The 25602-nt window shown below is 41.5% G+C and carries 22 protein-coding genes; 16 read left to right on the top strand and 6 right to left on the bottom strand.

Going from position 1 to position 25602, the window contains the following annotated elements:
* Window positions 1-231: 231 nt before the first annotated feature.
* Window positions 232-1068, bottom strand: a complete 837-nt coding sequence (locus tag DBX24_RS02805) for an OmpA family protein (protein ID WP_160223925.1) — start codon at window positions 1066-1068, stop codon at window positions 232-234.
* 132 nt (window positions 1069-1200) lie between these two features.
* On the opposite strand from DBX24_RS02805, the gene tilS reads away from it, so the two are divergent.
* From tilS to DBX24_RS02785, 4 genes are all read left to right on the top strand, one after another.
* Entirely contained in the window at window positions 1201-2505 is a 1305-nt protein-coding gene (tilS, locus tag DBX24_RS02800; protein WP_160223924.1) for a tRNA lysidine(34) synthetase TilS, read from the top strand.
* Between the two features lie 39 nt (window positions 2506-2544).
* Entirely contained in the window at window positions 2545-3483 is a 939-nt protein-coding gene (locus DBX24_RS02795; RefSeq protein ID WP_160223923.1) for a mechanosensitive ion channel family protein, read from the top strand.
* 48 nt (window positions 3484-3531) lie between these two features.
* The gene (locus DBX24_RS02790; RefSeq protein WP_160223922.1) at window positions 3532-5604 is read left to right on the top strand and encodes a protein-disulfide reductase DsbD family protein; all 2073 of its coding nucleotides are present in this window, start codon (window positions 3532-3534) and stop codon (window positions 5602-5604) included.
* A 443-nt stretch (window positions 5605-6047) separates the two neighbouring features.
* On the top strand, window positions 6048-6200 hold the full coding sequence (locus DBX24_RS02785; RefSeq protein WP_160223921.1) for a hypothetical protein: 153 nt from the start codon (window positions 6048-6050) through the stop codon (window positions 6198-6200).
* A gap of 184 nt (window positions 6201-6384) precedes the next feature.
* On the opposite strand, the gene DBX24_RS02780 is transcribed toward DBX24_RS02785, so the two are convergent.
* The gene (locus DBX24_RS02780; protein WP_160223920.1) at window positions 6385-7149 is read right to left on the bottom strand and encodes a 3'-5' exonuclease; all 765 of its coding nucleotides are present in this window, start codon (window positions 7147-7149) and stop codon (window positions 6385-6387) included.
* A gap of 151 nt (window positions 7150-7300) precedes the next feature.
* On the opposite strand from DBX24_RS02780, the gene DBX24_RS02775 reads away from it, so the two are divergent.
* From DBX24_RS02775 to DBX24_RS02760, 4 genes are all read left to right on the top strand, one after another.
* On the top strand, window positions 7301-7777 hold the full coding sequence (locus tag DBX24_RS02775; RefSeq protein WP_120488489.1) for a Fur family transcriptional regulator: 477 nt from the start codon (window positions 7301-7303) through the stop codon (window positions 7775-7777).
* Window positions 7778-7842: 65 nt separating this feature from the next.
* A complete protein-coding gene (locus DBX24_RS02770; protein ID WP_160223919.1) occupies window positions 7843-9576 on the top strand; it encodes an OstA-like protein in 1734 nt (577 codons plus the stop codon).
* 81 nt (window positions 9577-9657) lie between these two features.
* The gene (tgt, locus tag DBX24_RS02765; protein ID WP_160223918.1) at window positions 9658-10788 is read left to right on the top strand and encodes a tRNA guanosine(34) transglycosylase Tgt; all 1131 of its coding nucleotides are present in this window, start codon (window positions 9658-9660) and stop codon (window positions 10786-10788) included.
* Window positions 10789-10791: 3 nt separating this feature from the next.
* A complete protein-coding gene (locus tag DBX24_RS02760) occupies window positions 10792-11886 on the top strand; it encodes an LptF/LptG family permease (RefSeq protein ID WP_160223917.1) in 1095 nt (364 codons plus the stop codon).
* A gap of 70 nt (window positions 11887-11956) precedes the next feature.
* Here the strand turns inward: DBX24_RS02760 and DBX24_RS02755 are convergent, their stop codons facing one another.
* Entirely contained in the window at window positions 11957-12697 is a 741-nt protein-coding gene (locus DBX24_RS02755; protein ID WP_160223916.1) for a DUF4625 domain-containing protein, read from the bottom strand.
* Window positions 12698-12913: 216 nt separating this feature from the next.
* Here DBX24_RS02755 and rimP point away from each other — a divergent pair, with 216 nt between their 5' ends.
* From rimP to infB, 3 genes are all read left to right on the top strand, one after another.
* Entirely contained in the window at window positions 12914-13381 is a 468-nt protein-coding gene (gene rimP / locus DBX24_RS02750) for a ribosome assembly cofactor RimP (protein WP_160223915.1), read from the top strand.
* Between the two features lie 11 nt (window positions 13382-13392).
* Window positions 13393-14628, top strand: a complete 1236-nt coding sequence (gene nusA / locus DBX24_RS02745; RefSeq protein ID WP_120488495.1) for a transcription termination factor NusA — start codon at window positions 13393-13395, stop codon at window positions 14626-14628.
* Window positions 14629-14716: 88 nt separating this feature from the next.
* Window positions 14717-17500, top strand: a complete 2784-nt coding sequence (gene infB / locus DBX24_RS02740; RefSeq protein ID WP_160223914.1) for a translation initiation factor IF-2 — start codon at window positions 14717-14719, stop codon at window positions 17498-17500.
* A 50-nt stretch (window positions 17501-17550) separates the two neighbouring features.
* Here infB and DBX24_RS02735 read toward each other — a convergent pair whose 3' ends face one another.
* A complete protein-coding gene (locus tag DBX24_RS02735) occupies window positions 17551-18156 on the bottom strand; it encodes a ComF family protein (protein WP_374210824.1) in 606 nt (201 codons plus the stop codon).
* 567 nt (window positions 18157-18723) lie between these two features.
* Here DBX24_RS02735 and DBX24_RS02730 point away from each other — a divergent pair.
* From DBX24_RS02730 to DBX24_RS02710, 5 genes are all read left to right on the top strand, one after another.
* Window positions 18724-20760 carry a phage tail-like protein gene (locus DBX24_RS02730; RefSeq protein ID WP_160223913.1) on the top strand — a complete coding sequence of 679 codons (2037 nt, stop codon included), beginning with the start codon at window positions 18724-18726 and terminating at the stop codon, window positions 20758-20760.
* An 83-nt stretch (window positions 20761-20843) separates the two neighbouring features.
* Complete coding sequence (locus DBX24_RS02725) at window positions 20844-21560, top strand: DNA-binding domain-containing protein (RefSeq protein WP_160223912.1); 717 nt, start codon at window positions 20844-20846, stop codon at window positions 21558-21560.
* Between the two features lie 454 nt (window positions 21561-22014).
* Complete coding sequence (locus tag DBX24_RS02720) at window positions 22015-22458, top strand: 6-pyruvoyl trahydropterin synthase family protein (RefSeq protein WP_120488500.1); 444 nt, start codon at window positions 22015-22017, stop codon at window positions 22456-22458.
* A gap of 11 nt (window positions 22459-22469) precedes the next feature.
* Window positions 22470-23234 (top strand): UDP-2,3-diacylglucosamine diphosphatase, encoded by a 765-nt coding sequence (locus DBX24_RS02715; protein WP_120488501.1) that lies wholly within the window; start codon window positions 22470-22472, stop codon window positions 23232-23234.
* Window positions 23235-24227: a LuxE/PaaK family acyltransferase gene (locus DBX24_RS02710; RefSeq protein ID WP_160223911.1), complete on the top strand. Its 993-nt coding sequence runs from the start codon at window positions 23235-23237 to the stop codon at window positions 24225-24227.
* A gap of 20 nt (window positions 24228-24247) precedes the next feature.
* Here DBX24_RS02710 and DBX24_RS02705 read toward each other — a convergent pair whose 3' ends face one another.
* On the bottom strand, window positions 24248-24892 hold the full coding sequence (locus tag DBX24_RS02705; RefSeq protein WP_120488503.1) for a lipoprotein signal peptidase: 645 nt from the start codon (window positions 24890-24892) through the stop codon (window positions 24248-24250).
* A gap of 78 nt (window positions 24893-24970) precedes the next feature.
* Window positions 24971-25351 carry a TraR/DksA family transcriptional regulator gene (locus DBX24_RS02700; protein ID WP_120488504.1) on the bottom strand — a complete coding sequence of 127 codons (381 nt, stop codon included), beginning with the start codon at window positions 25349-25351 and terminating at the stop codon, window positions 24971-24973.
* Between the last annotated feature and the right edge of the window lie 251 nt (window positions 25352-25602).

The raw sequence follows: 25602 nt of genomic DNA, 5'->3' as shown, positions 1-25602 counted from the left end.
AATTTTCTGGTTCCTAACCACAAAAAAGGAGTTCTGAACCGGAAAAAAGTGGTCTCAGACTATAAAAAAGGAGTTCTGAACCGGAAAAAAGTGGTCTCAGACTATAAAAAAGGAGTTCTGAACCACAAAAAAGTGGTCTCAGACCACAAAAAAGTGGTCTTTGACCCTCTCTGACCCCAAAAAAAATCCTGAAACATTTGTTTCAGGACTTCCTGTATAGAGATGAAAAAGTTATTTCTTCACGGGAGCTATGTTCATTAGCTTCATAAATTCATCCAGTTTTGGCATTATGATGATTTCTGTTCTACGGTTTTCGGCTCTGCCAGAAACGGATGCGTTGGTTGTTTTAGGGTTAAACTCTCCTCGTCCGCCAGCGGTAATTCTGTTAGGATTTACGCCGAACTGAGTTTGGAGAATCTTCGCTACGGAGGTTGCCCTTAGTGCGGAGAGCTCCCAGTTGTCTTTTGGTACATTGGAGGAGTTGAGCGGTGTGTTGTCGGTATTTCCTTCAATCAATACGCTGTAAGTATCATAGTCGTTGATTACCCTTGCCACTTTGCCGAGTACTTCTTGTGCTGCTGGGAGTACATCATATTTGCCCACTTGGTAGAGCATTTTGTCGGAGAGGGAAATCATTACCACGCCTTTCAGTACTTTTACTTCTACATCTTTGTCGGCTACATTGTCCAGTGTTCGTTTCAGTTTGTTAGACAGTGCGAGATTTAAACTGTCGTTTCTCGAATTGGATGCGATGAGCTGTTTGATGTACGCGTTAGATGCGTTGATTTCTCCCACCAGCTTGTCGATATTCGCAGAAGACTTTCCAGTGTTGGAAAGGCAGGCATCGAGTGAAGATTTAAGGGCGTCGTTTTGGCTTTTCAGCAGGCTGTTCTCACTTGCGAGCCCAGCATTTTGCCCTCTAAGCTCCTGAATCTCCCTTTGTCTTTCGGCGAGGTTTTCAAGGCTTTGCTTGTAGTTTTGGTTAAGGCTGTCGTACTGCTTTTTGCTCACGCAGCTCATTAACCCCAGTGCCATTGCTCCAATGGCTAAGAATTTCATTACTTTCATTGCTATAAAGATTTAAATTTTATAATGGATTTTTGGGCAGATACTGCCTTTAATTGCGGTCAAAAGTACAAATTCATTTTTAAAAGATACCTATCTTTGCTAAACTTTAAAATATTTTAAGAAATAAATCCTGTGCTAAGTATTGAGAGATTTAAAGCCGAACTCGAGCGCCTTTGTGTAGATTTTCGGGAGAAGAAATACCTCCTCGCCGTGAGCGGTGGGGTAGATTCTATGGTGCTTGCCTCTCTCTTTGCTGAGGTTTTTCAGGGAGGGGCTCAGCTTTTTGTGGCACATATCAATTATCATCTTCGCGGAGAGGATTCCAATCTTGACCAGCAGCTTGTGGAGGCATTCTGCCAAGAAAAGAATATTCCTGTATATCTATATAGTGTATCTAATGGAGATGGTAAGCCTGCAAGCGGCTCTATTCAGCTCTGGGCAAGGGAGCTCAGGTACAGGTTTTTCTACAGTCTTTTAGAAGAGCATAGGATAGATTACTTGGTTACGGCGCATCATTTGGGCGACCAGTTGGAAACTTTTATTATCAATCTTTCTCGTGGTTCGGGTATTAAGGGGCTTTGTGGCATCCCTTCAAAAGGGGAAAATATCCTCCGCCCACTGCTCAATTTCACAAAAGAGGAGCTTTATGATTATGCTGAGCGGTGCTCAATCCCTTACAGAGAAGATAAATCCAATAAAAAAGATGACTATCTGAGGAATAAAATAAGAAACCATATCTCCCCACTCCTCAGTGAGCTTAGCCCTCATTTTCTCAATAATTTTAATAAGTCTCTGCATCTGCTCAGCCAAGCTAAAACTTTTGCAGAAGGGAAAGTTGATGAGGTTTTTAATGGCTTATCCCATACCGATAGAGGGGATATTGTTATCAATAAAACCAAACTTGTGGAGGAAAGCCCTTTTGTACAGTTTGAAATCCTCAAAAACTTCGGCTTTGAAAACTTAACCGAAATAGAGAAAATTTTTAGTTCTCAAACGGGAGCTGTTTTCATCTCTGGGAGCCATTACCTTTTTATCAACCGAGATGAACTTATCTTACAGGAGAGGAATGATGCCCACAAGCAGGAGATTCACGAGATTGTGATAGAGGATGCTGCACATACCAATACCATTTGTATTTCAGATTATATTGATGAGCCTTTGCCTGCTTTTCTCTGGAAATTTGATGCCCACAGAGTTAAATTCCCATTAAAACTCAGACGAAAAAATACAGGAGATATATTCTTTCCCACAGGGATGAAGGGTAGAAAAAAGGTTTCAAAATTCTTCAAAGATGAGAAGCTCTCCACTATAGAAAAGCAAAGGATTTGGATACTCACAGATGCAGATGCTGAGGTTTTAGGGATAATCCCCCACAGGCAAGACCGCAGGAAGCAGGCACGCGAAGAAACACAAAATCTGTTAAATATTAGAGATTAGCGAGGGGGTTTATTATTTTTGCACAAATCAATACTGTATATGTTAGAAGATTCTATAATCAAAGCAACCGAACCCTCACTGTTGGATAAAAAGGAACAGGTTTTAGAGCAAATAAAACCTGAGAATATTAGCAATGAGATTTCCAATTCGGTTACAGACCTTACCTTATATATTCAGAAGCTTATCGGCTGGGTAATCGATTTTATTCCAGATGCTATACGAGCGGGTTTGGGGCTTGTGGTTGGGCTTTTTGTTATCAGGACCTTCCTTAAAATCCTCAAAAACCGTTTTGAGCAGAGAAATGTAGATCCATCACTTCGTGGCTTCCTCACTTCTATTATCAAATTTACACTCTATGCACTGCTTATCCTGGTGGTAGCGTCTAATTTAGGTTTCCAGACTACGGCTATCCTCGGTGCATTTTCGGGATTGGTACTCGCAGCAGGCTTGGCATTACAGGGCTCGCTTTCCAACTTTGCAGGAGGGGTGCTTATCCTGCTTTTCCGTCCGTTTGAAGTGGGAGATTATATAGAAAACAATGCAGGCACAGAAGGTACGGTAGAGAAAATAGACCTGCTCTATACTACCCTTACCACCAATCAGGGCTTAAAAGTATTCAGCCCCAATGGTACCCTTGCAAATTCGGTGATAAGGAATTTTACTAAAATTACTCAGCGAAGAATAGAATATACCATAGGGATAGATTACTCTGCCAATATAAAAGATGCCAGAGATATCATCTTAAAAGTACTCCAAAATGATAGCCGAATAAAAGAGAACCCCGTACCTGTTATATTCGTAAGCGAGTTAGCAGACAGTTCTGTAAATCTTACTGTGCAAGCGTGGGCAGCAAGGAAAGATTATCACCCTGCATTCCAAAGCCTCCAAGAGGAGATAAAAATAGCGCTTGATAAAGCAGGAATCAATATCCCATTCCCACAAAGAGAAGTGAGGATTATTAATGATAATGAATCTTAAATATATTGATAAATAAACTTAATACGATTAAACTCAAACAAGACATATATGCTTAGAAAATGGTTTTTATACGCCCTGTTTTTCGTTGGGGTAATAGCAAATGCACAGGTAAAGAACCCTGTGAAGTTCAAATTTGAAGTAAAAGAGCTCGGCAATGAGCAGTATGAGGCAGTACTCTCTGCAACTATGGAGAACGGCTGGCATATTTACTCCAAAGACATCCCCGAAGATACAGGAATCCCTACCGAATACATCATTTCTGGGGCGAATGTACTCCCCACAGGCAAGTTTGTAGAAGTAGGTAAAAAGATAGAAGAGTATTCCGATGCATTTGGAGGAACTATTGTCTATTACTCCAATACGGCGGTGTTTAAACAGAAATTTAAGCTAAAAGATAAAACCAAACCCACAGATGTAGTTGCGGAGATTACCTATCAGACTTGTAATGATAGAGTCTGCCTTGCTCCCAATACCCTCGAGTTTTCTTCAAAGCTCAGCGCTGTAGAAGCTCCCTCCCAAGCAGAGGAAGCAACCCCAAAAACCGATGAGCTTCATCCTGCCGAAACTCAAACAACGGAAAATACCGTAGAAGAACCTCAGAAGCAAGAGCTAACTACTCCATTAGACCCTAAAAACTTGAAAATAGAGAGCCTTGATTATAAAAACCCTCAAGCCGATTGTGGTGCTGAAGCCGTAGTCTCTGGTGAGGAGAATTATTGGACTTACCTTTTCCTCGGTTTTGTAGGTGGGCTTATCGCTTTGCTTACACCTTGCGTCTTCCCGATGATTCCCCTTACGGTTTCCTTCTTTACAAAAGCAGCGAAGGACAAAGCAAAGGGCAGAAGAGATGCCCTGCTCTATGGGTTCTTTATCCTGCTCATCTTCGTACTCCTCAGCGTACCTTTCCACCTTATAGACGGTATCGCAGGGAATATTTTTAATGAGATTTCCACCAATGTATGGCTCAATCTCGCATTCTTTATCATCTTTATTTTCTTTGCGGGCAGCTTCTTTGGTTATTATAATATCACGCTGCCGAGTTCCATCGCTAATAAGTCCTCCAAAGCAGAAGAAGCAGGCGGTATTATCGGTATTTTCTTTATGGCACTTACCTTAGTGATTGTATCGTTCTCCTGCACGGGACCTATCCTCGGTTCGCTCTTGGGAAGTGCCGTTACAGGCTCTGCAAATGTCCCTATGCTCCTCACTTTTGCACTGGCGGGCTTCGGGCTTTCTTGGGCTATTGTGTTTGGGGTATTGGCGCTTTTCCCACAGGCGCTTCAAGCGCTTCCAAAGTCTGGCGGGTGGATGAATACCGTAAAAGTAGTACTTGGATTTATAGAACTCGGGCTGGCGCTAAAATTCCTCTCCAAGGCAGATTTAGTTTCAAAAATCTTCCTCCTCAAAAGGGAGCTTTTCATCGCTTTGTGGATTATCATTACCCTTGGTTTAGTCCTCTATCTTTTTGGGTTGATAAGATTCCCTCACGATAATAAGAACGAGAAAATCTCTAATGGGAGAAAGGCTTTCGGGCTCTTGAGCATCGGCTTTTTGGTTTATCTCGTGCAGGGGCTTGTGCCATCGGAAAGACCAAAGCTCTCCCTCCTCAGTGGGATTCTTCCTCCGCTTAATGTGAGCTATTTCTATGATGAGAAAGACGGAATACTCGGGATGCACCCTTCCCACGATTTCTTCGAGGCAATGGAAATCGCCAAGAAAGAGAACAAGCCTGTGCTCTTAGACTTTACAGGATATGGCTGCGAAAACTGCCGAAAGATGGAGGAGTTCGTATGGTCAGAGCCCGATATCCTCCCGATTCTTCAAAATGAACTCATCCTCGCGTCCCTTTATGTGGACGACAAAGAGCCTCTCCCTGAAGCTGAGCAAACCAAAATAGATATAGGTGGTGGGCAGATGAAAAAAATCAAGACCATTGGTGATAAGTGGAGTATGTTTCAGCAAGTGAATTTTGAGAACAACTCACAGCCACACTATGTCCTCATCACACCAGACGGGAAGGTCATCAATACCCCAGTCTCTGGCTATATGGAGAAGGAGGATTTCAAGAAATTCCTCGAATGTGGCGTTCAGTGGTTTTCAAAGAATAAAAAGGATAAATAGTTCGTGAGTATCCATAATATTTTATATAAAGGGGCAAGGGTTTATAAATCCTTGCCCCTAAATTTTTCAGTGAGGAGATTAAGGAGAGTGGTTTATAATACTCCCTTAGCAGAAATAGAGGAAGAAATGCGTGATTCTTGTCAATATTTTTCTCATTGAAGGAAGAAACGCGTGAATCTTGTCAATATTTTTCTCATCGGAGGAAGAAACGCGTGAATCTTGCCAATATTTTTTTCATCGGAAGAAAATTCGCGTGAATCTTGTCAATATTTTTTTCATTGGAGGAAAATTCGCGTGAATCTTGCCAATATTTTTTTCATCGGAAGAAAATTCGCGTGAATCTTGTCAATATTTTTTTCATTGGAGGAAAATTCGCGTGAATCTTGTCAATATTTTTCTCATCGGAAGAAAATTCGAGCGTTTCTAGCTTCACTTAAGTTTCATTGGAAGAAGAAACACTGTTTCTAGCTCCACTTGGGTTTCATTGGAGGAAGATTGCAGCGTTTCCAGCTCCACCCAAGCCTACTGCGTGGGGAGCACTTAAAAACAATCGCCCCACCAGCTACGATATAAGTGTCTGCCACGCGAGTGGATAAGTCCTTCAGCTGGAAGCTGTGAATGCCACGCGAGTGGATAAGTCCTTCAGCTGGAAGCTGTGTCTGCCACGCGAGTGGATAAGTCCCTCAGCTGGAAGCTGTGTCTGCCACGCGAGTGGATAAGTCCCTTAGCTGGAAGCTATGCTTGCCACGCGAGTGGCTGCCTCTTTACTGACTATGGGGGCTAAAACTTTGATTTCAGCTGTATCGCTGTGAAGACTTTTTTGGTGTATCGAGGGAAGTCGGCATTCTGAATCCAGCCATAGTAGCCAATATCTTTTTTAAAGACTTCGGCTACGGGCTGTCCTTTATATTTCCCGAAATTAAAGACCTCTACGCCGTTTTCGTTATAGATAATATTTCCTGCGAGGTCGGCAAATTTATTATGGTAGGAGATTTCGCTCAGCGAGCTGATGTCGTTAGGGATATCCTGATATTTCTCGACTTGGGCATCTAAAATCTCAAAGGTAGCAAGGGTGTCTGCTTCGGCGGAGTGTGCATTTTCAAGGTTTTTATTGCAGTAGAATTTATAGGCAGCGCTGAGGTTTCGGGGTTCCATTTTGTGGTAGATGACCTGAGCGTCTACCAATTTTATTTTTGAGAGGTCAAAATCTATCCCCACTCTCAGGAGCTCTTCGGCGAGTAGAGGTACATCAAACCTATTGGAGTTGAACCCTCCTAAATCTGCTCCTGAGAGCATTTGCATTATTTGTGGGGCAATGTCTTTGAGGGTGGGTTTATCGGCTACATCTTCATCATAAATCCCGTGTACTTCACTTGCTTTTTCTGGGATGTGCATTTCAGGGTTGATGAGCCAGGTTTTGCTCTCTCGGGAGGCGTCTGGGTTTACTTTTAAGATGCAGATTTCTACAATTCTGTCTTTGGAAATGTCAGTTCCTGTAGTTTCCAAATCAAAAATACAAAGGGGTTTATGGAGTTTTAAATTCATTTTTAGTCGGTTTATCTCGGCAAAAATACAAAAAGAATAAAGGATTGATGAGTCTTTAATAAAAGAAGGAGAGGGGTACGATGAGAAATAATTTTTATTTGTTTTAATAATTATTTTAAATTCAATATTTTTGCAATCTAAATAATTGAATATGGAACTAAAACAAAAGGAATCAAACATTGAGCTAATCAAAGATGTTCTAAGGCAGTATCTTAAAGAAAAAAGCTATAGAAATACACCGGAAAGATACACGATACTGGAAGAAATCTACAAATTTGATGACCATTTTAATGTAGATGACCTCTATCTTCTGATGATGAAGAAGAAGTATCATGTATCCAAAGCGACCATCTATAATACAATTGAAATCTTTTTGGAAGCAGGGCTTATCCGTAAGCATCAGTTTGGTGAGAAAACGGCAACTATTGCTTCTTATGAGAAATCTTATTTTGATAAGCAGCACGACCACCTTATCCTCTACAAAAAAGGAGGGAAAAGGGAGATTGAGGAAATTATCGAGTTCTGTGACCCGAGAATTCAGGCAATCAAGCAGTCCATAGAAGAGACTTTTGGTGTGGAGATATCAAGCCATTCCCTGTATTTTTATGGAAAGAGAAAGGAAGATTAATTAAATTTAATTGAGGAATATAAGGTACATCGTATTTTGTGCGTTGTACCTTTTTATATTGTTATATGAAGTATTTCGTTATCATATTTCTTTTCTTTTTTGGGTATGGAGGCTTCCAAAGTCAGGAAAAGCTGACCAAAGATACTTTCTTTACACCTGAAAAATCGGCTAATCCAGAGCAGGCAGAGAAGATAAAGCATAATCATTCGGACAAGTTTGGAGTAGAGAAAGATAAATATTCTGGAAACCCTTTCTTTTCTGGAAATGTGAATTTTTCTCATAACGGCTCTGTACTCACAGCAGATGAAGTAGTACTCTATAGCGAGGAAAACTTCGTAAAAGCCTATGGTAATGTGAAGCTACAAAATGCCGATGGCTCCGTCATTACCGCAGATGAAATGGAATACGACGGGAATACAGAGCGGGGCATTGCAAGGAAAAATGTAGTGCTTACAGACCCTAAGCAGACCATTACTACCGATATACTTTATTACGACAGGAAGAGCAATCAGGCATACTTTAATACTGGAGGTACTATTACCGATAATCAGGGCAGTAAGATGTATACCAATACCGCTACCTATGATGTAAATTCAAAGGTGATAGACTTTACTGGAAATGTGCGTATAGATAATCCTCAATACACCGTAGAAGGCGCAAATATCAAGCAGAATCAGCTAACGAATATCGCTTATTTCTCTGGTGCCACCACGATTTATGATAAGGCAAACCCTCGCAACAGGCTCTATACCGAGCAGGGGCATTTCAATCAGAATACAAACGAGGTCTTCCTAAACAAAAACTCTATTATATATTATAATAGCAAGAAACTAACGGGGGATAAGCTCTACTTCAACCGCTCTACAGGTTATGGTACGGGGAAGGGCAATGTAACCTTAGACGACCCAAACGAAAATCGATACATAAAAGGAGGATACGGAGAAATTTATCAGAGGAAAGACTCAGCGATGATTACAGGAAAACCCTACGCCGTTAAAATTCTCACCAATGATACGATGTATTTCTCAGCAGAGCGGTTTATCTCTTTCCAGAAGCCAGATTCTGTAAATCCGTATAAGAAGAAAAGTTTTCTGAGGGCTTATAAAAAAGCAAGATTTTTCAAGTCTAATGCTCAGGGCAGAGCAGATTCATTAGCCTTTAATGAAACCGATGGCATACTCCATCTGTTCGATAAACCCATTCTTTGGAGTGGGGAGAAGCAAATCACGGGAGATAAGATTGAAGCCTATTTTGATACCACCAATGAGCATATAGATTCACTAAAAGTTATAGGTAATGCCTTTGCCATCAGCAAATCAGATTCTCTAAACAATAAAGATGAATTTGACCAAGTAAAGGGGCGATATATGCTCGTAGAGTATCAGAATAATGATATTAAGCAAGCGAAGGTCATTGGAAATGCACAAGCAATTACCTATGCAGATGATGTAAACAAAAAGACCAACCAAAAGGAGCGAATAGGGATTACACTCTCTACCTGTGGTGAGATTGATGCCAACTTTGAGGAGAGAAGAGTGCAGATTATTTCCTGCAATATCGGTGCGAATATGGAAACCTACCCGATGAGTCTTATCTCTAAGGAAAAAAGATTCTTCCCAGATTTTAATTGGAATACGACGGACAGGCTCATCAAGTGGCAAGACATCTTCCTCGATACACCTAATTATAGCCCGAAAACTTATGAGTCAGACGACAGCCTCTACAACCAAGCACAGGAAGAAATAAAAAAACAAAAGGCAGAGGAAGAAGCCAAAAAGCCTAAGCGAATAAAGCGATAATAGAAAACTAATCTTATCTTTGCCTTCCTTTTTAAGAGGGCAAAGACCTTAAATAACCTACTTAAATAATAGATTCAGATAATGAAATTCTTTGAAGTAAAACAAAATACTACGGGCAAAGCAAGAGCAGGGGTTATTACTACCGATCACGGGCAGATACAGACCCCTATTTTTATGCCTGTGGGCACCGTAGCTTCTGTAAAAACTGTTCATCAAAGAGAGCTCAAAGAAGATATTAAAGCTCAGATTATCCTTGGGAATACCTACCACCTCTATCTTCGCCCTGGTATGGAGATTATGCAGCAGGCGGGTGGGCTTCACAAGTTTATGAACTGGGACAGGCCTATACTTACCGATTCTGGGGGCTATCAAGTTTTCTCACTTTCCGATACGAGGAAAATGACCGAAGAGGGCGTGAAGTTCAAGTCCCATATAGACGGTAGCTACCACTTCATCTCTCCCGAAAAGTCTATGGAGATACAAAGACAAATCGGTGGGGATATCTTTATGGCGTTTGATGAGTGTACCCCTTTCCCTTGCGAGTACAACCTTGCAAAGAAATCGATGGAAATGACCCACAGATGGCTGAAAAGATGTATAGAATGGACGAAAAATAATCCCGAAATCTATGGACATAAACAACAGCTTTTCCCTATCGTTCAGGGTTCTGTTTATTCGGATTTAAGGAAGATTTCAGCGGAGTTTATCTCCGAGCAAGGTGCCGAAGGTAATGCTATTGGAGGACTTTCCGTAGGCGAACCCGAGCAGGAAATGTACCGAATAACCGATGAGGTTACCGATATCCTCCCAAAAGACAAGCCCCGATACCTGATGGGTGTAGGTACTCCTTGGAATATCTTGGAGAGTATAGGCTTGGGCGTGGATATGATGGACTGCGTAATGCCTACCCGCAATGCCAGAAATGGAATGCTCTTCACTTGGCAAGGGGTAATGAATATTAAAAATGAAAAATGGAAAAATGACTTCTCTCCACTTGATGAGTTGGGAGCCAGCTTTGTAGATCAGGAGTATTCCAAAGCCTATGTAAGGCATCTCTTCTCCGCTAAGGAATATCTTGGCAAGCAGATTGCCTCTATCCACAACCTCGCTTTTTATCTCGATTTGGTGAAGGTCGCAAGGGAGCATATCCTCGCGGGCGACTTCTATGAGTGGAAGGAGGGCATTATCCCAATCTTAAAGAGCAGACTCTAAACGATGAAGATTATAGACCGATATATCATTAAGAAATTCTTCGGGACGCTGGGCTTTATGCTCTTGCTCCTCTCCATCATCGTAGTGGTGATAGATGTACAGCAGAAATCCCCAAGGATAGAGAGTAATGGCTTTACCGTCAATTTCTTTCTTCTTAATTATTATCCGTATTGGATGGTCTATCTCCTCCTCACTTTTATGTCCATATTGGTCTTCGTATCCATTATTATCTTCACTTCACGGATGGCAAATAATACCGAAATCGTTGCCATTATCAGCAGTGGAGCGAGTTTTCATCGGTTTGCAAGGCCGTATTTCATCGCATCAATCTTCCTCGGGCTGGTTACTTTGGGCTTTAATCACTACATCCTCCCTTGGGCAAATGCCAAGAAAAACAAGCTGGAAGCCTATACCTACAGCGCTATGAATCGGGATAAATTCCTCGGTAATGTGCAGATAGCTACCAAGCTCTCTAAGGATGAATATATCTTTATCAATAACTATAGCCGCAAGGAGAAAGACGGCACGGGCTTTACTTATCAGAAGTTTAATAAAGACAATAAGCTCATTCACCAAGTAGTTGCCAATAATATTAAGTGGGATGAAAAGAAGAAGAAATTCGCCCTCAATGGCTACCTCGAGCGCAAAGAAGCACCAAAGGACAAGGAAAAAATCTACAACGGTGATGTCAAGTGGGTAGATTATGGGCACACTCCCGAAGAGCTCTTCCCAGATGGGCTGTTGGGGCAGACGCGCACCACTCCCGAGCTCCTCAGCCTTATAGAACAGGAGCTTAGCAAGGGGAATAAAGACATCAATCCCTACTTCGTAGAGCTCCACCAGCGTACCTCTATGCCGGCATCTATCATCATCCTGTCCATCCTCGCATTGTCCCTCTCCTCCGAGAAGCGGCGCGGGGGCATCGGTCTCAATCTCGCGATAGGCATTGCGCTCGCTTTTATTTTCGTCTTCTCTTTTGAGGCACTCAAAGTCGTTGCCGAGAATGATACCCTACCGCCACTCCTCGCAATGTGGCTTCCCAACATCGTTTTCACTCCTCTTGCGGTTATCCTCTATCTTCGCCGAGCAAATCAGTAGTTTTAGAGTTACTTAAGATGTTTAACTTAAATTTTTAAGAGTAGTTTTACCTATTAGCTTACTGCCTAGCTTAATAGAAAGGAAGTATATTTTCAAAATAGGTATAGCCACCGTTAAGGTCATAGGCTATAATAATGATATAGTACTCACCTTTTGGGAAATCTTGTGGTATAGGTATGTTTTCATTAAAGGAGATTTCGGTTTTGCCTTTATAGTCTTTAAAGGAAGTATCTATTCGCTTGCTGTGTGTTTGTTTGGAGATGATTTCTACTCTCATCTCTTTTATAATTCTGTCATTAGCTTTTACACTTGCATTTATATTAAAATCTTTCCCTGTGTAGCCTTTGCCTTGCTCGCCGAGACTATTCACCGTCATATTAAACAGAGGAGGAGCTATGCTTAGCTCTTTGGTAGAGGTTTCTGTATTTCCTTCTTTGTCGGTTATATTAGCAACTACATCATAGAGCTCCGCCTTAAAGTCTGAGGGGATAAAAATATGCTCACTGAATATGGATTGTGCAATGCCAGAATAATAGGCTATATCCTGAGAAAGAGCTACTTCTTTTGTTTCTTTGGAGATGAGAGAGAGGTTAAAATGCTGGACGGGGGACTTAAGATTAAATTCTCCATCTATTTGCAGGCTTTCCCCAGCGTTTATCTTACCTTTAAAGCCCACTTCGGTTAGTTTGAGTTTTGGTTTTTCTTCCTTTGGGATTTCGGTTGAAATTTCATTAGAAGGCGCTTCATTGGTGTGCTGACAAGAGGTTATTGCCAAAGAAAAAGAGGCTAAAAGTATTAAGAAATATTTCATTGTTTTTGATTTTAGTATTTGACAAAAGACTTTATTTACGCAAAGCTCAGTGAGCAAAAGTAATGTAATTTATTCATTTTATAAAGCTTGGTTAATAAATAATTTGCATTTCTCAAAAAAACATTTATCTTTGCGCCAGATTTTTTCGGGGATAGATGGACAGGCTTTTTTGAAAAGCCTTTTTTCGTACCTTGAAGTTAAAACAGCTAAGGATTGATGATGTTTAAAGAGAAAGTAGAAGAATTACTCAACAGCTTCCTCCAAACGAGAGAAGACTTGTTTTTGATAGACCTTAAAATCTCTGCAGCTAATGATATCACAGTTATCTTAGATGGCGACAAAGGAGTTTCCATTCAAGACTGCCTGGATGCGAGCAGAGCCGTAGAAAATAACCTGGATAGAGAGGAGCAGGACTTTTCCCTGCAAGTAATGTCTGCTGGGCTTACAGAGCCTCTCACCCAGCTGCGTCAGTATCAGAAAAATATCGGGCGAGAGGTGGAAATCACCTTTAATGAAGGCGAAAAACTGAAAGGAGAACTTCTTCGTACAGACGCTACTTCGGTAACCCTTCTACTGAGATACCGCAAACCTAAAGACATAGGAAAAGGAAAAATAGATGTAGAGGAAGAAAGAACTATTCCTCTCTCAGAAATAAAAAAAGCATTGATTGTAATTAAATTTTAAATACACTTTGAATGAATAATATTGCACTTATAGATTCCTTCGGGGATTTTAAAGAAGAAAAAGGGATAAGCAAGATAGACCTGATGGCGATAATAGAAGACTCCCTTAAAACCTTGTTAAGAAAAAGATATGATTCTGATGACCACTTTGATGTAGTTGTGAATCCAGACAAAGGAGACTTCCAAATCTTCCTCAATAAAACCATTGTAGAAGACCAAATGTCTGAAGATGATGACCTTGAAATTGAAATATCAGAAGCTAAAAAAATAGACCCAACCTTTGAAGTTGGTGAGGAATATACGGTAGAAATCCCTATTGAGCAGCTCGGAAGGAGGAATATCCTTACTCTGAAACAAATCCTCTCTGGAAAACTCCAAGAGCATAATAACGCGATGCTTTATAAAGAATTTGAGGGGAGATTAGGAGAAATCGTTATCGGAGAAGTGCACCATATAAGAAAGACGCATATTATACTCTTAGATGATGAAGGAAACGAGTTTATCCTCCCTCAGAAAAAGCAAATTCCATCTGACTTCTTCAAAAAAGGAGAAAGCATCAGAGCTATTGTAGAAAGCGTAGATTTTAAAGGAGCGAAACCACAGATTACCGTTTCCAGAACTTCACCAACCTTCCTTGACAGGCTCTTGGAATTTGAAATCCCAGAGATACAGGACGGGACTATCAATATCCGAGCTTCCGTACGCGAACCGGGAGAGAAAGCAAAAGTAGCCGTAGATGCATTAGACGACAGAATAGATCCAGTAGGAGCTTGCGTAGGGGTAAGAGGTTCAAGAATACACGGCGTAGTAAGAGAGCTTAGAAATGAGAATATAGATGTCATCCAATGGTCAAAAGACCCAGAAGTATATATCAAGAGAGCGTTGGGGAATATGTCCATCAACAAAATAGAGGTTAATGACGATGAAAATAGCGTGATGGTCTATGCTCCTGTGGAAGAAATCTCCAAAATTATCGGTAGAAGAGGAGTAAATATTCGCCTTGCATCTGAGCTTACAGGCTATACCATAGATGTGTACAGAGAAACCAGCGAAGATGATGATGTGGCTCTTGATGAGTTTAAAGATGAAATAGAAGAGTGGATTATAGATGAATTCAAGAAAATAGGTCTTGAAACCGCTAAGAGTGTCTTAGATAAAGATACAGATGCACTGGCAAACATCGTAGATCTCGAAGAAGAAACCATAGAAGAGGTAAAACAAATCCTCCGAGCAGAATTTGAAGATTAATTCTTTCATAAAAGTATTAACCTGTTTAAAAATAAGATTAGTAAAATAAATCGTACTCTTTAGTACAGAAAAAAGTATTCAATAATAAATGCCAAAAATTAGATTAAACAAAGCGGTAAAGGAGTTTAATATTTCAATCCATAGAGTAGTGGAATTTCTTGCTCAGAAAGGTATTGAAGTAGAGAACAACCCCAACGCACAATTGGAAGAGGATGCTTATGCTGCACTGAAAGCCGAATTTGCAAAAGATAGCGAGCAAAGAAAGGCGTCTCACGAGGTGGTTATTTCCAAAGTACCGGAAGAAAAATTGGAAATAGAACCTGAGAAACCAGAGGTAATAAAGGCAAAAGCAGATTTTAAACCTGAGACAAAAGTCTTAGGGAAGATAGACCTTACCTCTTCCAAAGAAAAAGAGCAGCCTGTGGAGATTGAAGAACCTCAGCCAGAAGCTGAAACTAAATCAGAGCCGAAAGACGAACCTAAGTCTAAGCTCAATGTTTTGGATAAAATTGATTTAACTCAATTAGAATCGCCAAAACCTAAATCGGCTAAGAAAGAAGAAAAGCCTGCTCCTGCAAAAGAGAAAAAGAAAAAAGAGGAGAAAAAAGCTCCTGAACCAGCCTCTAAAAAAGCAGAACCAAAAGAGGAAGCAAAACCTCAGAAAGAGGAAATTACTCAGGTAGAGTTTGAAAAGCCTGAGCAAGTGGTTACTCAGTACCAGAAATTAGATGGTCCTAAAATCGTTGGTGAGAAGATAGACCTTTCTCAGTTTGAGAATAAGCCTAAGCCATCGGCAGCAGGGGCTTCTGCCAATAAAAAGAAAAAGAGAAAGAGAATAGAAAAACCTGCCCAGCAGCCGAGTCAGCAATCGGGAGGAGCTAATAACAATAGGCAGGGAGGTAATAACCAGCAAGGCGGTAATAAAAACAAAAAAGGTAGAAAAGAGAGAGTAATGCCTGTGGAGCTTACCGATGAGCAGGTGAAAAACCAGATAAAAGAAACTCTGGAAAAACTTACCAATAAAGGTGGTAAGTCTAAAACTTCCAAGCACAGAAGAGAGAAGCGTTCGTTTAGAAGAGAGCAGGAAGAGCATCTTCAAGAGTTGGAAGCACAGGACAGAACCCTGAAAGTAACCGAATATATTACCGTAAATGAGCTTGCGAGTTTAATGAATGTATCTCCTACTGAGGTTATCTCTGCTTGTTTTTCGCTCGGTGTTATGGTTACGATGAATCAGCGTTTGGAAGCCGATACACTTACCCTCGTAGCAGATGAGTTCGGCTATAAAATAGAATTTTCGGATGCTGACTTGGAAGAGGAAGTTTCCACCGAAGAGCCAGACAGAGAAGAAGATTTACTCCCTCGTCCGCCAGTGGTTACCGTAATGGGGCATGTAGACCACGGTAAAACTTCACTTCTCGACTATATCAGGAAAACCAATGTCATTGCAGGTGAGTCTGGGGGGATTACTCAGCACATTGGGGCGTATAGTGTGAGGTTAGATAATGGTCAGAAAATCACATTCCTCGATACACCGGGGCACGAAGCCTTCACTGCAATGCGTGCCAGAGGTGCTCAGGCTACCGATATCGTTATTATTGTAATTGCAGCCGATGATGATGTGATGCCTCAAACCAAAGAAGCGATTTCTCACGCTCAGGCAGCGGGTGTTCCTATGATTATCGCCATAAACAAGGTAGATAAGCCCAATGCTAATCCAGATAAAATCCGTGAGCAGCTCTCTGCGCTCAACATCCTTGTAGAGGAGTGGGGCGGTAATGTGCAGTCTCAGGAGATTTCTGCCAAGTTTGGTAATAATGTAGATTTACTCCTCGAGAAAGTCCTCCTGCAAGCGGAATTATTAGAGCTGAAAGCAAATCCTAATAAATCAGCAAACGGAGTAGTTATAGAAGCCTCTCTTGATAAAGGTAGAGGTTATGTTGCCAATATGCTTATTCAGGCAGGTACGCTCAGAATAGGTGATTATATCCTTGCGGGAACCAATCACGGTAAGGTAAAAGCAATGCTTGATGAAAGAGGGCATGCGATGAAAGAAGCTGGTCCTTCCACGCCAGTTACCGTTCTTGGGCTTGATGGGGCGCCTACTGCGGGTGATAAGTTCAGAGTATTTGAAGATGAGAAAGAAGCGAAATCTATTGCCAACAAGCGTTCTCAGCTACAAAGAGAGCAGAGTATCCGAACTAAAAAGCATCTTACCCTTGATGAAATTGGGCGAAGAATTGCACTTGGAGACTTTAAAGAGCTTAATATTATCCTCAAAGGAGATGTTGACGGCTCAGTGGAAGCCCTCTCAGATATGCTTCAAAGGCTTTCTACGGAGGAGATCCAGATCAATATCCTCCACAAAGGAGTAGGTCAGATTACCGAGAGCGATATTCTCCTCGCCACTGCATCAGATGCTGTAGTTATTGGCTTTAATGTTCGTGCAGGAGCTAATGCTAAGGACTTAGCAGATAAGGAAGAGATAGAAATCCGTACATATTCCGTAATCTACGATGCTATTGATGATGTGAAGGAAGCGATGGAAGGAATGCTTTCTCCAGAAATCAAGGAGCAGGTGATAGGTAATGTAGAAATCCGTGAGGTATTTAAAATCTCAAAAGTGGGAAGCATCGCGGGTTGTATGGTACTCTCTGGAAAGGTTACCCGAAACTCAAAAGTAAGGCTCCTCAGAGAAGGCGTTGTGAAATACGATGGCGAGCTCGAGAGCTTGAAGCGTTTCAAAGATGATGTGAAGGAAGTAACCAAAGGCTACGAATGTGGTCTTAACTTAAAAGGTTATAACGATATTGAAATCGGAGATCAGCTTGAAATTTATGAGCAAGTAGCTGTAAAGAAAAAGCTGAAATAATTATTTTGAATACTGTGCAAAAGCCGAAGACTTGTCTTCGGCTTTTGCTTTTATAAATCTACTGCCATTACCAGAATGCTCAGCTTGTTCTCATTTTTCAGAAGCTCCCACGCTGCGGCAGACATTGTATTTCCTGTAGTAATCACATCATCTATCAGCAGGATATGTTTCCCGCGTATATCTTTATTCAAAGCGAAGGCTTGCCCTTTTATCTTCCGCTCTTCTGCATTTCTTTTTGCCTGCGCCTTTCTCTGAAACTTAACTCTCTTCAGTGCTTGGTGGTCAAACGGAATATCATAGAACTTTGATAGCTCCTCCGCATAGAGATGTAGCTGATTATAGCCTCTTATCCTTTGTTTCTTTGGATGTAGGGGGATGGTTACAAGCAAGTCGGGTTTGTCTTCTCCGAAATTGAGCCTCTGAGCCGTCCAGTCTGCAAAGATTTTTCCAATGCTTTCTATGCCGTCATATTTTAGCTGATGAATAAGTTCCCTGCCTAATCCTACCTCATCAAAAATCATCAGTGCAAAAGCATTTTCCAAAGGGAAAAGCAGGTTACACTTTGCCCAGAGTTCGCTCTTTGTTCCAAAATCATCATAAGAGAATCTAATATTCATTAAGCAGGCATCGCACACCGCTTTATCGCTTTCAATCATTTGACTGCAGCCCACGCACCTTCTCGGAAAAAACATATCCAATAGCATAGCTCCCTATTTTTTTTGTGTAAAGATAAAATATTCTCAACTACACCGTAGCCGGTGACGGCTACCAGCCGATGGACTTAGCCACTAGCACGGCAGGCACTTACCCCAAACAAACCACCCCCAGCTAGCAGCTAAAAGCCAAAAGCTAACCGCCAATTGCCACGCACTGCCTACTGCTTAAAGCCTACCCCCTATTGCCAGATAAAAAATAAGTTTTATATTTGCCTCGCAATTAGATGAAAAAAGGATGAAAAGGAATATACAAAACATGACAAATATCACATACGCAAACTTGCGTATGTGCAATAATTTGTTATCCTTCCTTCCTTCCTTCAAAATATAGTCTTATTTAAAAGACTATATAGAGCGCCGATAGGCGCGCGGGCTCTGCCCGCGCGCCTATCGGCGCTTTTGCGTTTGCCTGCTTCTCACTTTTTCGCTTATGCAGGAGGCAAAGTCGCGAGCGAAGCGAGCGACAAGGCGCTAGTCAATCTTCTTTTAGAACAAAATCAGACAAGAGTGGAGAGAAGGGAGGCACATTGTCGCCAGCCTTTGGCTGGCGACCCAATTGCAGTTTCTATGCTCAACAAATATTCCCAAGGAAGTAACATAAATAATAGATATATGAGATTTAAAATGACTTTAGCACTGGTGCTAATGAGTATATTAGCCAGTGCACAGACAGAGTACGATGGCAGAGTCGGAATCAATACAGAGACGCCAAAGGCATCTTTGGAAATAGCAAGGCACACGGGATTACCCGAGACCTCAGTGCAGGGAGTGCTATTTCCTCAGTTAACGACTGAGCAGAGGGATAAATTTACCAAAACGGATGTAGCCGAAGGTACAATGATATTTAACCTGACGAAAAGGTGTTTGGAAATCTTTACTCAAAATGATTGGAACTGTGTAAGCAAGGGGTCTTCTACACCATTAGGAGTAAGTATGCAGGTGATGGGAGCAGGTTGGGAAGGAGTTTTCCAACAAGGAGTGGATATTCCTGCGGGTTCTGGTACTCATAAAGTGAAGTTCCTTATCATCAATAATGGAGCTACGGCATGGACGGGTGACCTGTCTTCTGCCCTTACGATTACCAACACACCAGCACCAGGCCCAAGTGGAACGCCAGGACCCACAGGGACGGTAGATATAGATGGTTCTCAAAATAGCAATGTAACGGTTGCTCCAGGCACCTCAGAGGTGGTTACCTATACGCTAAAAGGAAAACCCCAACCAGGGAGTATCAAGGCGAGATTGGAGGTAGGCATCTATGCCGTAGAGCAAAACTATAGCATAGGTGTAGGCTTTGCAGAGTTCCAAGACCACAGTATTTATGTTTTCTCTTGGAAGGAGGATAATAGTGTACAGGGACCACGCCCAGCGAACCAAACTTACCAGGGTAAGATAGACAACAGCGAGTACAAAATTCCTGTGAAGATACCGTATAAGAATGGCGATGGTAGAGAGTTTGGTGAGTTTACCAAAACGGTAACGATAGGTACAGGAGCAAACCAGCGAAACCTTAAACTCACGATACCAGGAGGGAAACTCCATAAAAACACCAACCCAAATCTCTACAATGTGATTACAGGTACATTAGAGGTTTTAGAACCTACGCCATACTTAGCACCACTATTAGAGGCAGGGAGTGCAGATGAGGAGATTGCGAGTATCCCAGTACAGCTCACAAGCGCAACTCAACCATTTAATCTAAAAGTAATGGCAACAGGCGGAGTAAAGGATAAGCAGTATAACTATGCAACACCAGGCTTGAATAAGTACGAGCACCGCTTTGTGTATAGCAAGGTGATGGTATACGACCAGCAGGTATGGCTAGATAAGAACTTAGGAGCCTACTATGCAGATGCTACGAGCTACTTGCACTTTGGTAATGACCAGACTTATGAAAGGCGTAGCCCAAATGATGGAATAGATTATAGGGGGCTTGGCTCCGTATTCCAATGGGGGAGAGAGGCTGATGGATATGAGCTAGTAGACTGGAATACTACTCAGCCTAAACCTCATGGTGGAGCAGGAGAATTCAAATATACATCATTAGCTCAATTCCCTTCTGGTACTACTACCGATGCGTGGAAGCGATATGACCAGTATGAGTATAAAACAAAAGTTACTAGCTTTACAGACCCTTGCCCAAGTGGCTGGCATACCCCTACAGAGACAGATATAGAACAATTGCTGTTATCTGTAAATGGAACTACAGGGTCTGCAACCTTCATGTCTCCATTACGAGGCTCTTTTTCATTAGAATTAGATCGCTTTGGAGTAGGAGTGTATGATAATAATCTTACAAGTCATGTTATAGCACTTCGTAGTAATGAAATGGATGGTGATAGAAATTATTTGTGGTTAAATATGTCAAAAAGACCTGATTTTGCTTACATAATCAGTCTAGCTTCAAGAGAGTTTAGAAATCCATTAGCTAAGATCCCACAGGCATTGGATTCAACAACATCATTAGAAGGAGATGGTATGGGAATTAGTGATCTTGAAAATGCTAAAGAATATGGATACCCCGTCCGCTGTATAAAAGACTAATAAATACACCCCAAGGGGGAGTAATCCCCCTTTTATAAAAGAAAACATAAAGAATTATATATAAACCAATAAACATTATTACAATGAAAAATACTTTAAAAGCGTGGCTAAGAGACAACCCTCTTACCAGCGACCCATCAGATTTTGTAGGCGTTCCCGCAAGCGTAGGGAGCGTAAGCATCGCAGAGATTGTAGCAGAGCTCAAAAAAGAAGGTATGGAGATAAAAGAGGAGACGGCAATAGACATCATCTCCCGCTTTAATCGCAAGAGCACAGAGCTCGTACTCCAAGGCTATGTAGTGAATACAGGTCTCGTGATAATGCGCCCAGCCATCAAGGGAGCCTTCCGCGATAGGACTTGGGATAAGGACAAGCACAGCGTCTATGTAAATGTTAATCAAGGTGCAGAGCTAAGGAAGGCAATCTCTCAAACCAAAGTAGAATTTCTTGGAGAGCAATCCAGCCCAATGGCAATCTTCGGTATTACCGACCTCAGCACTGGCAAAACCGATGGCACCCTTACCAAAGGCAAGAATGCAGAGATTAAGGGAACTTACCTCAAGGTTGCAGGTACTCACACAGATAATGGCATCTACCTCACGAATATAGACACCAAGGCCAAGACTAAGCTCACCGACCTTGTGATTAATGAGCCCGCTCGTCTTTTGGTGCTTATCCCCGCCAGCCTCCCTGCCGGCAACTACGAGCTGAGCATCACAACGCAGTTTAGCAATACCTCGAAAGTCTTTCTAAAAACCCCAAGAACTGAGGTGCTTAATACACCCGTAGTTATTGCCTGATTAATCTACTTAACTATCTATTATAATGCTATTTAAATCATATATTAATGTTTTTTTGGGACAATTGGAAAAGCGAAGGTGACTCGCTCTCTCGGGCGATAGAAATTAGCCAAGATATCCCATTAAACCTAAACAATAAATAAGCTTTAAGAATGAATAATAAACTCAGCGATGAATTTTAAAGCCATTAGCTGATAAGAAAGAAAATAGAAACCTTGCACTTTATCACTTGTGTGCATAATGCGTTTTTATAATTGTTAGTATTTATTTGTACGGCACCCCATTTGGGGTGCCGTACTTCTTTTTAGCAGATGGCAAATAGCTATTGGCTTTTAGCTATTGGCGGTTGGCGGTGTGCGGTTAGTTTGTGGCTAAGTGCGCCACCTGCAAGGTGCCACGCTGTGGCTGCTACGGTGTGGTTGCCTGCCGTGCTGCGGTTAATTATCTTTGCAAAATGATTCGTATAACCAAGATTTTTAGTTTTGAGACTGCCCATCTTCTCTACAATTATGATGGCAAGTGTAAGAATATGCACGGGCACTCGTATAAGCTCTTTGTAACGATAAAGGGAGCGCCTGTGAATGATTTGGAAAACCCAAAGAATGGGATGGTAGTAGATTTCGGAGATATAAAGAAGATTGTAAATGAAGAAATCGTAGATGTATGGGATCATTCTGTGCTTGTTAATGGGCTTTCGCCTCATCGGGAGCTGGGCAAGAATTTGGAGCAGCAGGGGCATAAGGTAATCTACTGCGATTTCCAGCCTACTTGCGAGAATATGCTCTATGAAATCGCCAGAAAGATTGAGAAGCGCTTGCCAGCAGAGGTGAGCCTCGCATATCTGAAACTCCACGAAACCGATAATTCCTATGGGGAATGGTTCGCTGATGAAAATTAATTCACCAAAGTATGCACATTATTTTAGAGGAAAACAAGAAGGTGTATTTTGCTTCCGACCAGCATTTCGGAGCGCCTACTCCAAAGAAAAGCAAACCCCGAGAGGAGAGGTTTATCCGCTGGTTGGATGAAATTAAAACCGATTGCCAAGTGCTCTTCCTGATGGGAGACCTCTTTGATTTCTGGCACGAGTGGAAGTTCGTAGTGCCCAAAGGCTACATCCGACTGCTGGGTAAGATAGCCGAACTTAAAGACTCGGGAATTGATATTTATTTCTTTGTGGGGAACCACGACCTATGGATGAGAGATTACTTCCAGACCGAGCTCGGGATACCAGTTTTCTTCCAAAAGCAGATTTGCGATATCTCTGGTAAGAAATTCCTCCTTGCCCACGGCGATGGTCTCGGTCCTGGTGATAAAGGCTATAAGCGGATGAAGAAAGTCTTTACAAACCCATTTTGCCAATGGCTGTTCAGATGGTTGCACCCCGATATTGCAATGAGAATAGCGACTTATCTATCCACTAAAAATAAGCTCATCTCTGGCGAAGAGGACAAGGAATTTCTCGGGGAGGATAAAGAATACCTCATTCTCTACTCCAATAAAAAGCTGGAGACGGAGGATTTTGATTATTTCGTCTATGGACATCGCCACCTTCCAATGGTTTTAGACCTTAAGGGTGGCGCAGCGAAGTACATTAACCTTGGCGACTGGATTTCTTACTTCACCTATGGCGTTTTTGATGGAAAAGCCTTTCACCTGAAAACCTTTGAATAAATGCAGGATATTTTTAATATAAAAACGGATCAAGACTTTAAGTCGGCTTGCTTGGAGACCTTCCATTATCAGTACAATAGCGTGGCGGTGTATAAGGACTTTGTGGATTATCTTAAAATCTCCCCCTCTGATGTACGAGAGGTTGAGGATATCCCTTTCCTGCCGATAGAGATGTTTAAAAACCATCAGATTTTGGATAAGAGCAAAGCTGCGGATAGGTATTTTCAGTCATCGGGTACCACGAATATACAAACACTTTCCAGACATTGGATTGCAGATTTCAGCCTGTATGAGGAGAGTATCTATCAATCTTTTGAGCAGTTTATAGGCTCACCAGAGGATTATATTTTCTTGGGATTGCTTCCCAATTACTTGGAGCGGGAGAACTCCTCTCTTATCTATATGGTCAATTATCTAATGCAGAAGTCCAGCAAGCCAGAAAATGGTTATTTTCTCTATAATCATAAGGATTTATTAGACTTGTTGAAGCGAATGAATAATAAAAAAATTATCCTCTTTGGGGTGAGTTTTGCCCTTTTGGATTTCCTTGATTTTATTAATGATAATGGAGGCTTTTCCCTTGCTCAGAATTCGGAATTAGTTGTAATAGAAACGGGAGGGATGAAAGGTCGCAAGGAAGAAATGACCAAAGATGAGCTTCTCGCTATCCTGAAAAAAGGATTTCTTACGGAGAAAATCTATTCCGAATACTCTATGACGGAGCTGCTCTCTCAGGCATATTCTCTCGGTGCTAATGTCTATAAATCTCCGAACTGGATGCGCATCCTTATCCGAAATCTTGAAGACCCATTTTCCTATATTTCAGAAGGGCGTACGGGAGCAGTGAATATCATTGACCTTGCCAACAGGCATTCCTGCTCGTTTATTGCAACTCAGGATTTGGGCAAAAACCTTGGGGATAATAGCTTCCAGATACTGGGTAGGGTAGACCACTCGGATGTGAGAGGGTGTAGCCTCCTCGTGGCTCAATAAAACCGAAACGGCTCTGATTTCTATAAATCAAAGCCGTTTGGAAATGCTTTCTTTCTGAATAAAAAGAGGAATACTCCCCCTACCGTTATTGCAGAATCTGCAATATTAAAGATGTATTTAAAGAACTCTATGCGCTTTCCTCCAATGATGGGGAAGCCGTCGGGTGCTACCCAATCTACCAGTGGGAAGTGGCACATATCTACCACACAGCCTTTCATAAAGGAAGAATAGCCTTCCCCGAAAGGTACGAACCGAGATACTCCACCGTAGTCCATCCACCTTCCGAGTTCTTCATCATAGACTGTTCCCGAGTCGAAGATTAATCCGTAAAACATCCCATCGATAAGATTACCGATAGCTCCAGCAAATATCATCGCCATTGGGATAATAAGGTAGTTTGATGCGCCTTCTTTCAGCCATTTTCTAAACAGATGTATCATCCCTCCAATGAGGCACAGGCGGAGGATAACGAGGAGATACTTTCCTATCATACCGCCAAAATGTACGCCGTATGCCATACCAGGGTTTTCTACAAAAGTCATACGGAACCAGTCTAAACCGAAAACGGGAATACTCTCCCCGATTTGAAAATGTGTTTTAATATAAATTTTTGAAGCCTGATCTATTAATAGAATCAGAAAAGTGATAAGTACTATTTTTTTCATTGATGAGAATCAGAAAATGAGGCGAAGACGAGATATTAATTAGGAATCATCTCCAGCCTCATTATAGTTTTGAGGGGGTTATTTCTGCATATTTTTTGCCTCTATGCTTAGCGTAGCGTGGGGCACAGCTCTTAGTCTTTCTTTTGGGATGAGCGTGCCCGTTACTCTGCATATTCCGTAGGTTTTGTTTTCAATCCTTATGAGCGCATTTTTCAGGTCTCGGATAAATTTCTCTTGCCTTCCTGCCAATATTGCATTTTGTTCTTTACCTAATGTCTCTGCCCCCTCTTCAAAGGCTTTAAAGGTTGGCGAGGTATCATCTGTACCGTTATTTTTGTTGTTGATGAAATTCTCGCGGATGAGATGTAAGTCATTTTCTGCTTTTTCTATTTTCTCTAATATCAATTCTTTGAACTCCTGCAAATCGGCATCGCTGTAGCGTTGTCTGTTCTCTAACATCGTATTAAATTTTAAAATTGGACAAATATAATAATATTCATTATAAGTAATAAATATTGCAGCTGTTACAGGTAAATTAACTGTATGCATTCCATTGCACACCTTAGTGGGTGGGCTGCCTATAAGGTAAAGAGTATTGAGTTATAGGTGCTATTTGCTAAATATGTTGGTAACGAAAACCGAATGGAATTTAGTATTGAGAAAAAAACATTTTTGCAGGAAGTAAAATAAGGTTTTTAAAATGGAATTTC

This window comes from Bergeyella cardium, from assembly GCF_009914665.1.
Classification (GTDB): domain Bacteria; phylum Bacteroidota; class Bacteroidia; order Flavobacteriales; family Weeksellaceae; genus Bergeyella_A; species Bergeyella_A cardium.
The sequence above is the reverse complement of the archived record's forward strand: the minus strand, read 5'-3'. Positions and strand labels throughout refer to the sequence as shown.

Coding starts and splice junctions, on each gene's coding strand:
- DBX24_RS02755 (WP_160223916.1), bottom strand. CDS start 12,697: ATGAAATATTTCTTAATACTTTTAGCCTCTTTTTCTTTGGCAATAACC.
- DBX24_RS02710 (WP_160223911.1), top strand. CDS start 23,235: ATGCAGGATATTTTTAATATAAAAACGGATCAAGACTTTAAGTCGGCT.
- DBX24_RS02705 (WP_120488503.1), bottom strand. CDS start 24,892: ATGAAAAAAATAGTACTTATCACTTTTCTGATTCTATTAATAGATCAG.
- DBX24_RS02775 (WP_120488489.1), top strand. CDS start 7,301: ATGGAACTAAAACAAAAGGAATCAAACATTGAGCTAATCAAAGATGTT.
- DBX24_RS02720 (WP_120488500.1), top strand. CDS start 22,015: ATGATTCGTATAACCAAGATTTTTAGTTTTGAGACTGCCCATCTTCTC.
- DBX24_RS02780 (WP_160223920.1), bottom strand. CDS start 7,149: ATGAATTTAAAACTCCATAAACCCCTTTGTATTTTTGATTTGGAAACT.
- rimP (WP_160223915.1), top strand. CDS start 12,914: ATGATGTTTAAAGAGAAAGTAGAAGAATTACTCAACAGCTTCCTCCAA.
- nusA (WP_120488495.1), top strand. CDS start 13,393: ATGAATAATATTGCACTTATAGATTCCTTCGGGGATTTTAAAGAAGAA.
- DBX24_RS02715 (WP_120488501.1), top strand. CDS start 22,470: ATGCACATTATTTTAGAGGAAAACAAGAAGGTGTATTTTGCTTCCGAC.
- DBX24_RS02770 (WP_160223919.1), top strand. CDS start 7,843: ATGAAGTATTTCGTTATCATATTTCTTTTCTTTTTTGGGTATGGAGGC.
- DBX24_RS02790 (WP_160223922.1), top strand. CDS start 3,532: ATGCTTAGAAAATGGTTTTTATACGCCCTGTTTTTCGTTGGGGTAATA.
- DBX24_RS02805 (WP_160223925.1), bottom strand. CDS start 1,068: ATGAAAGTAATGAAATTCTTAGCCATTGGAGCAATGGCACTGGGGTTA.
- DBX24_RS02700 (WP_120488504.1), bottom strand. CDS start 25,351: ATGTTAGAGAACAGACAACGCTACAGCGATGCCGATTTGCAGGAGTTC.
- infB (WP_160223914.1), top strand. CDS start 14,717: ATGCCAAAAATTAGATTAAACAAAGCGGTAAAGGAGTTTAATATTTCA.
- DBX24_RS02725 (WP_160223912.1), top strand. CDS start 20,844: ATGAAAAATACTTTAAAAGCGTGGCTAAGAGACAACCCTCTTACCAGC.
- DBX24_RS02735 (WP_374210824.1), bottom strand. CDS start 18,156: ATGATTGAAAGCGATAAAGCGGTGTGCGATGCCTGCTTAATGAATATT.
- DBX24_RS02795 (WP_160223923.1), top strand. CDS start 2,545: ATGTTAGAAGATTCTATAATCAAAGCAACCGAACCCTCACTGTTGGAT.
- DBX24_RS02760 (WP_160223917.1), top strand. CDS start 10,792: ATGAAGATTATAGACCGATATATCATTAAGAAATTCTTCGGGACGCTG.
- tgt (WP_160223918.1), top strand. CDS start 9,658: ATGAAATTCTTTGAAGTAAAACAAAATACTACGGGCAAAGCAAGAGCA.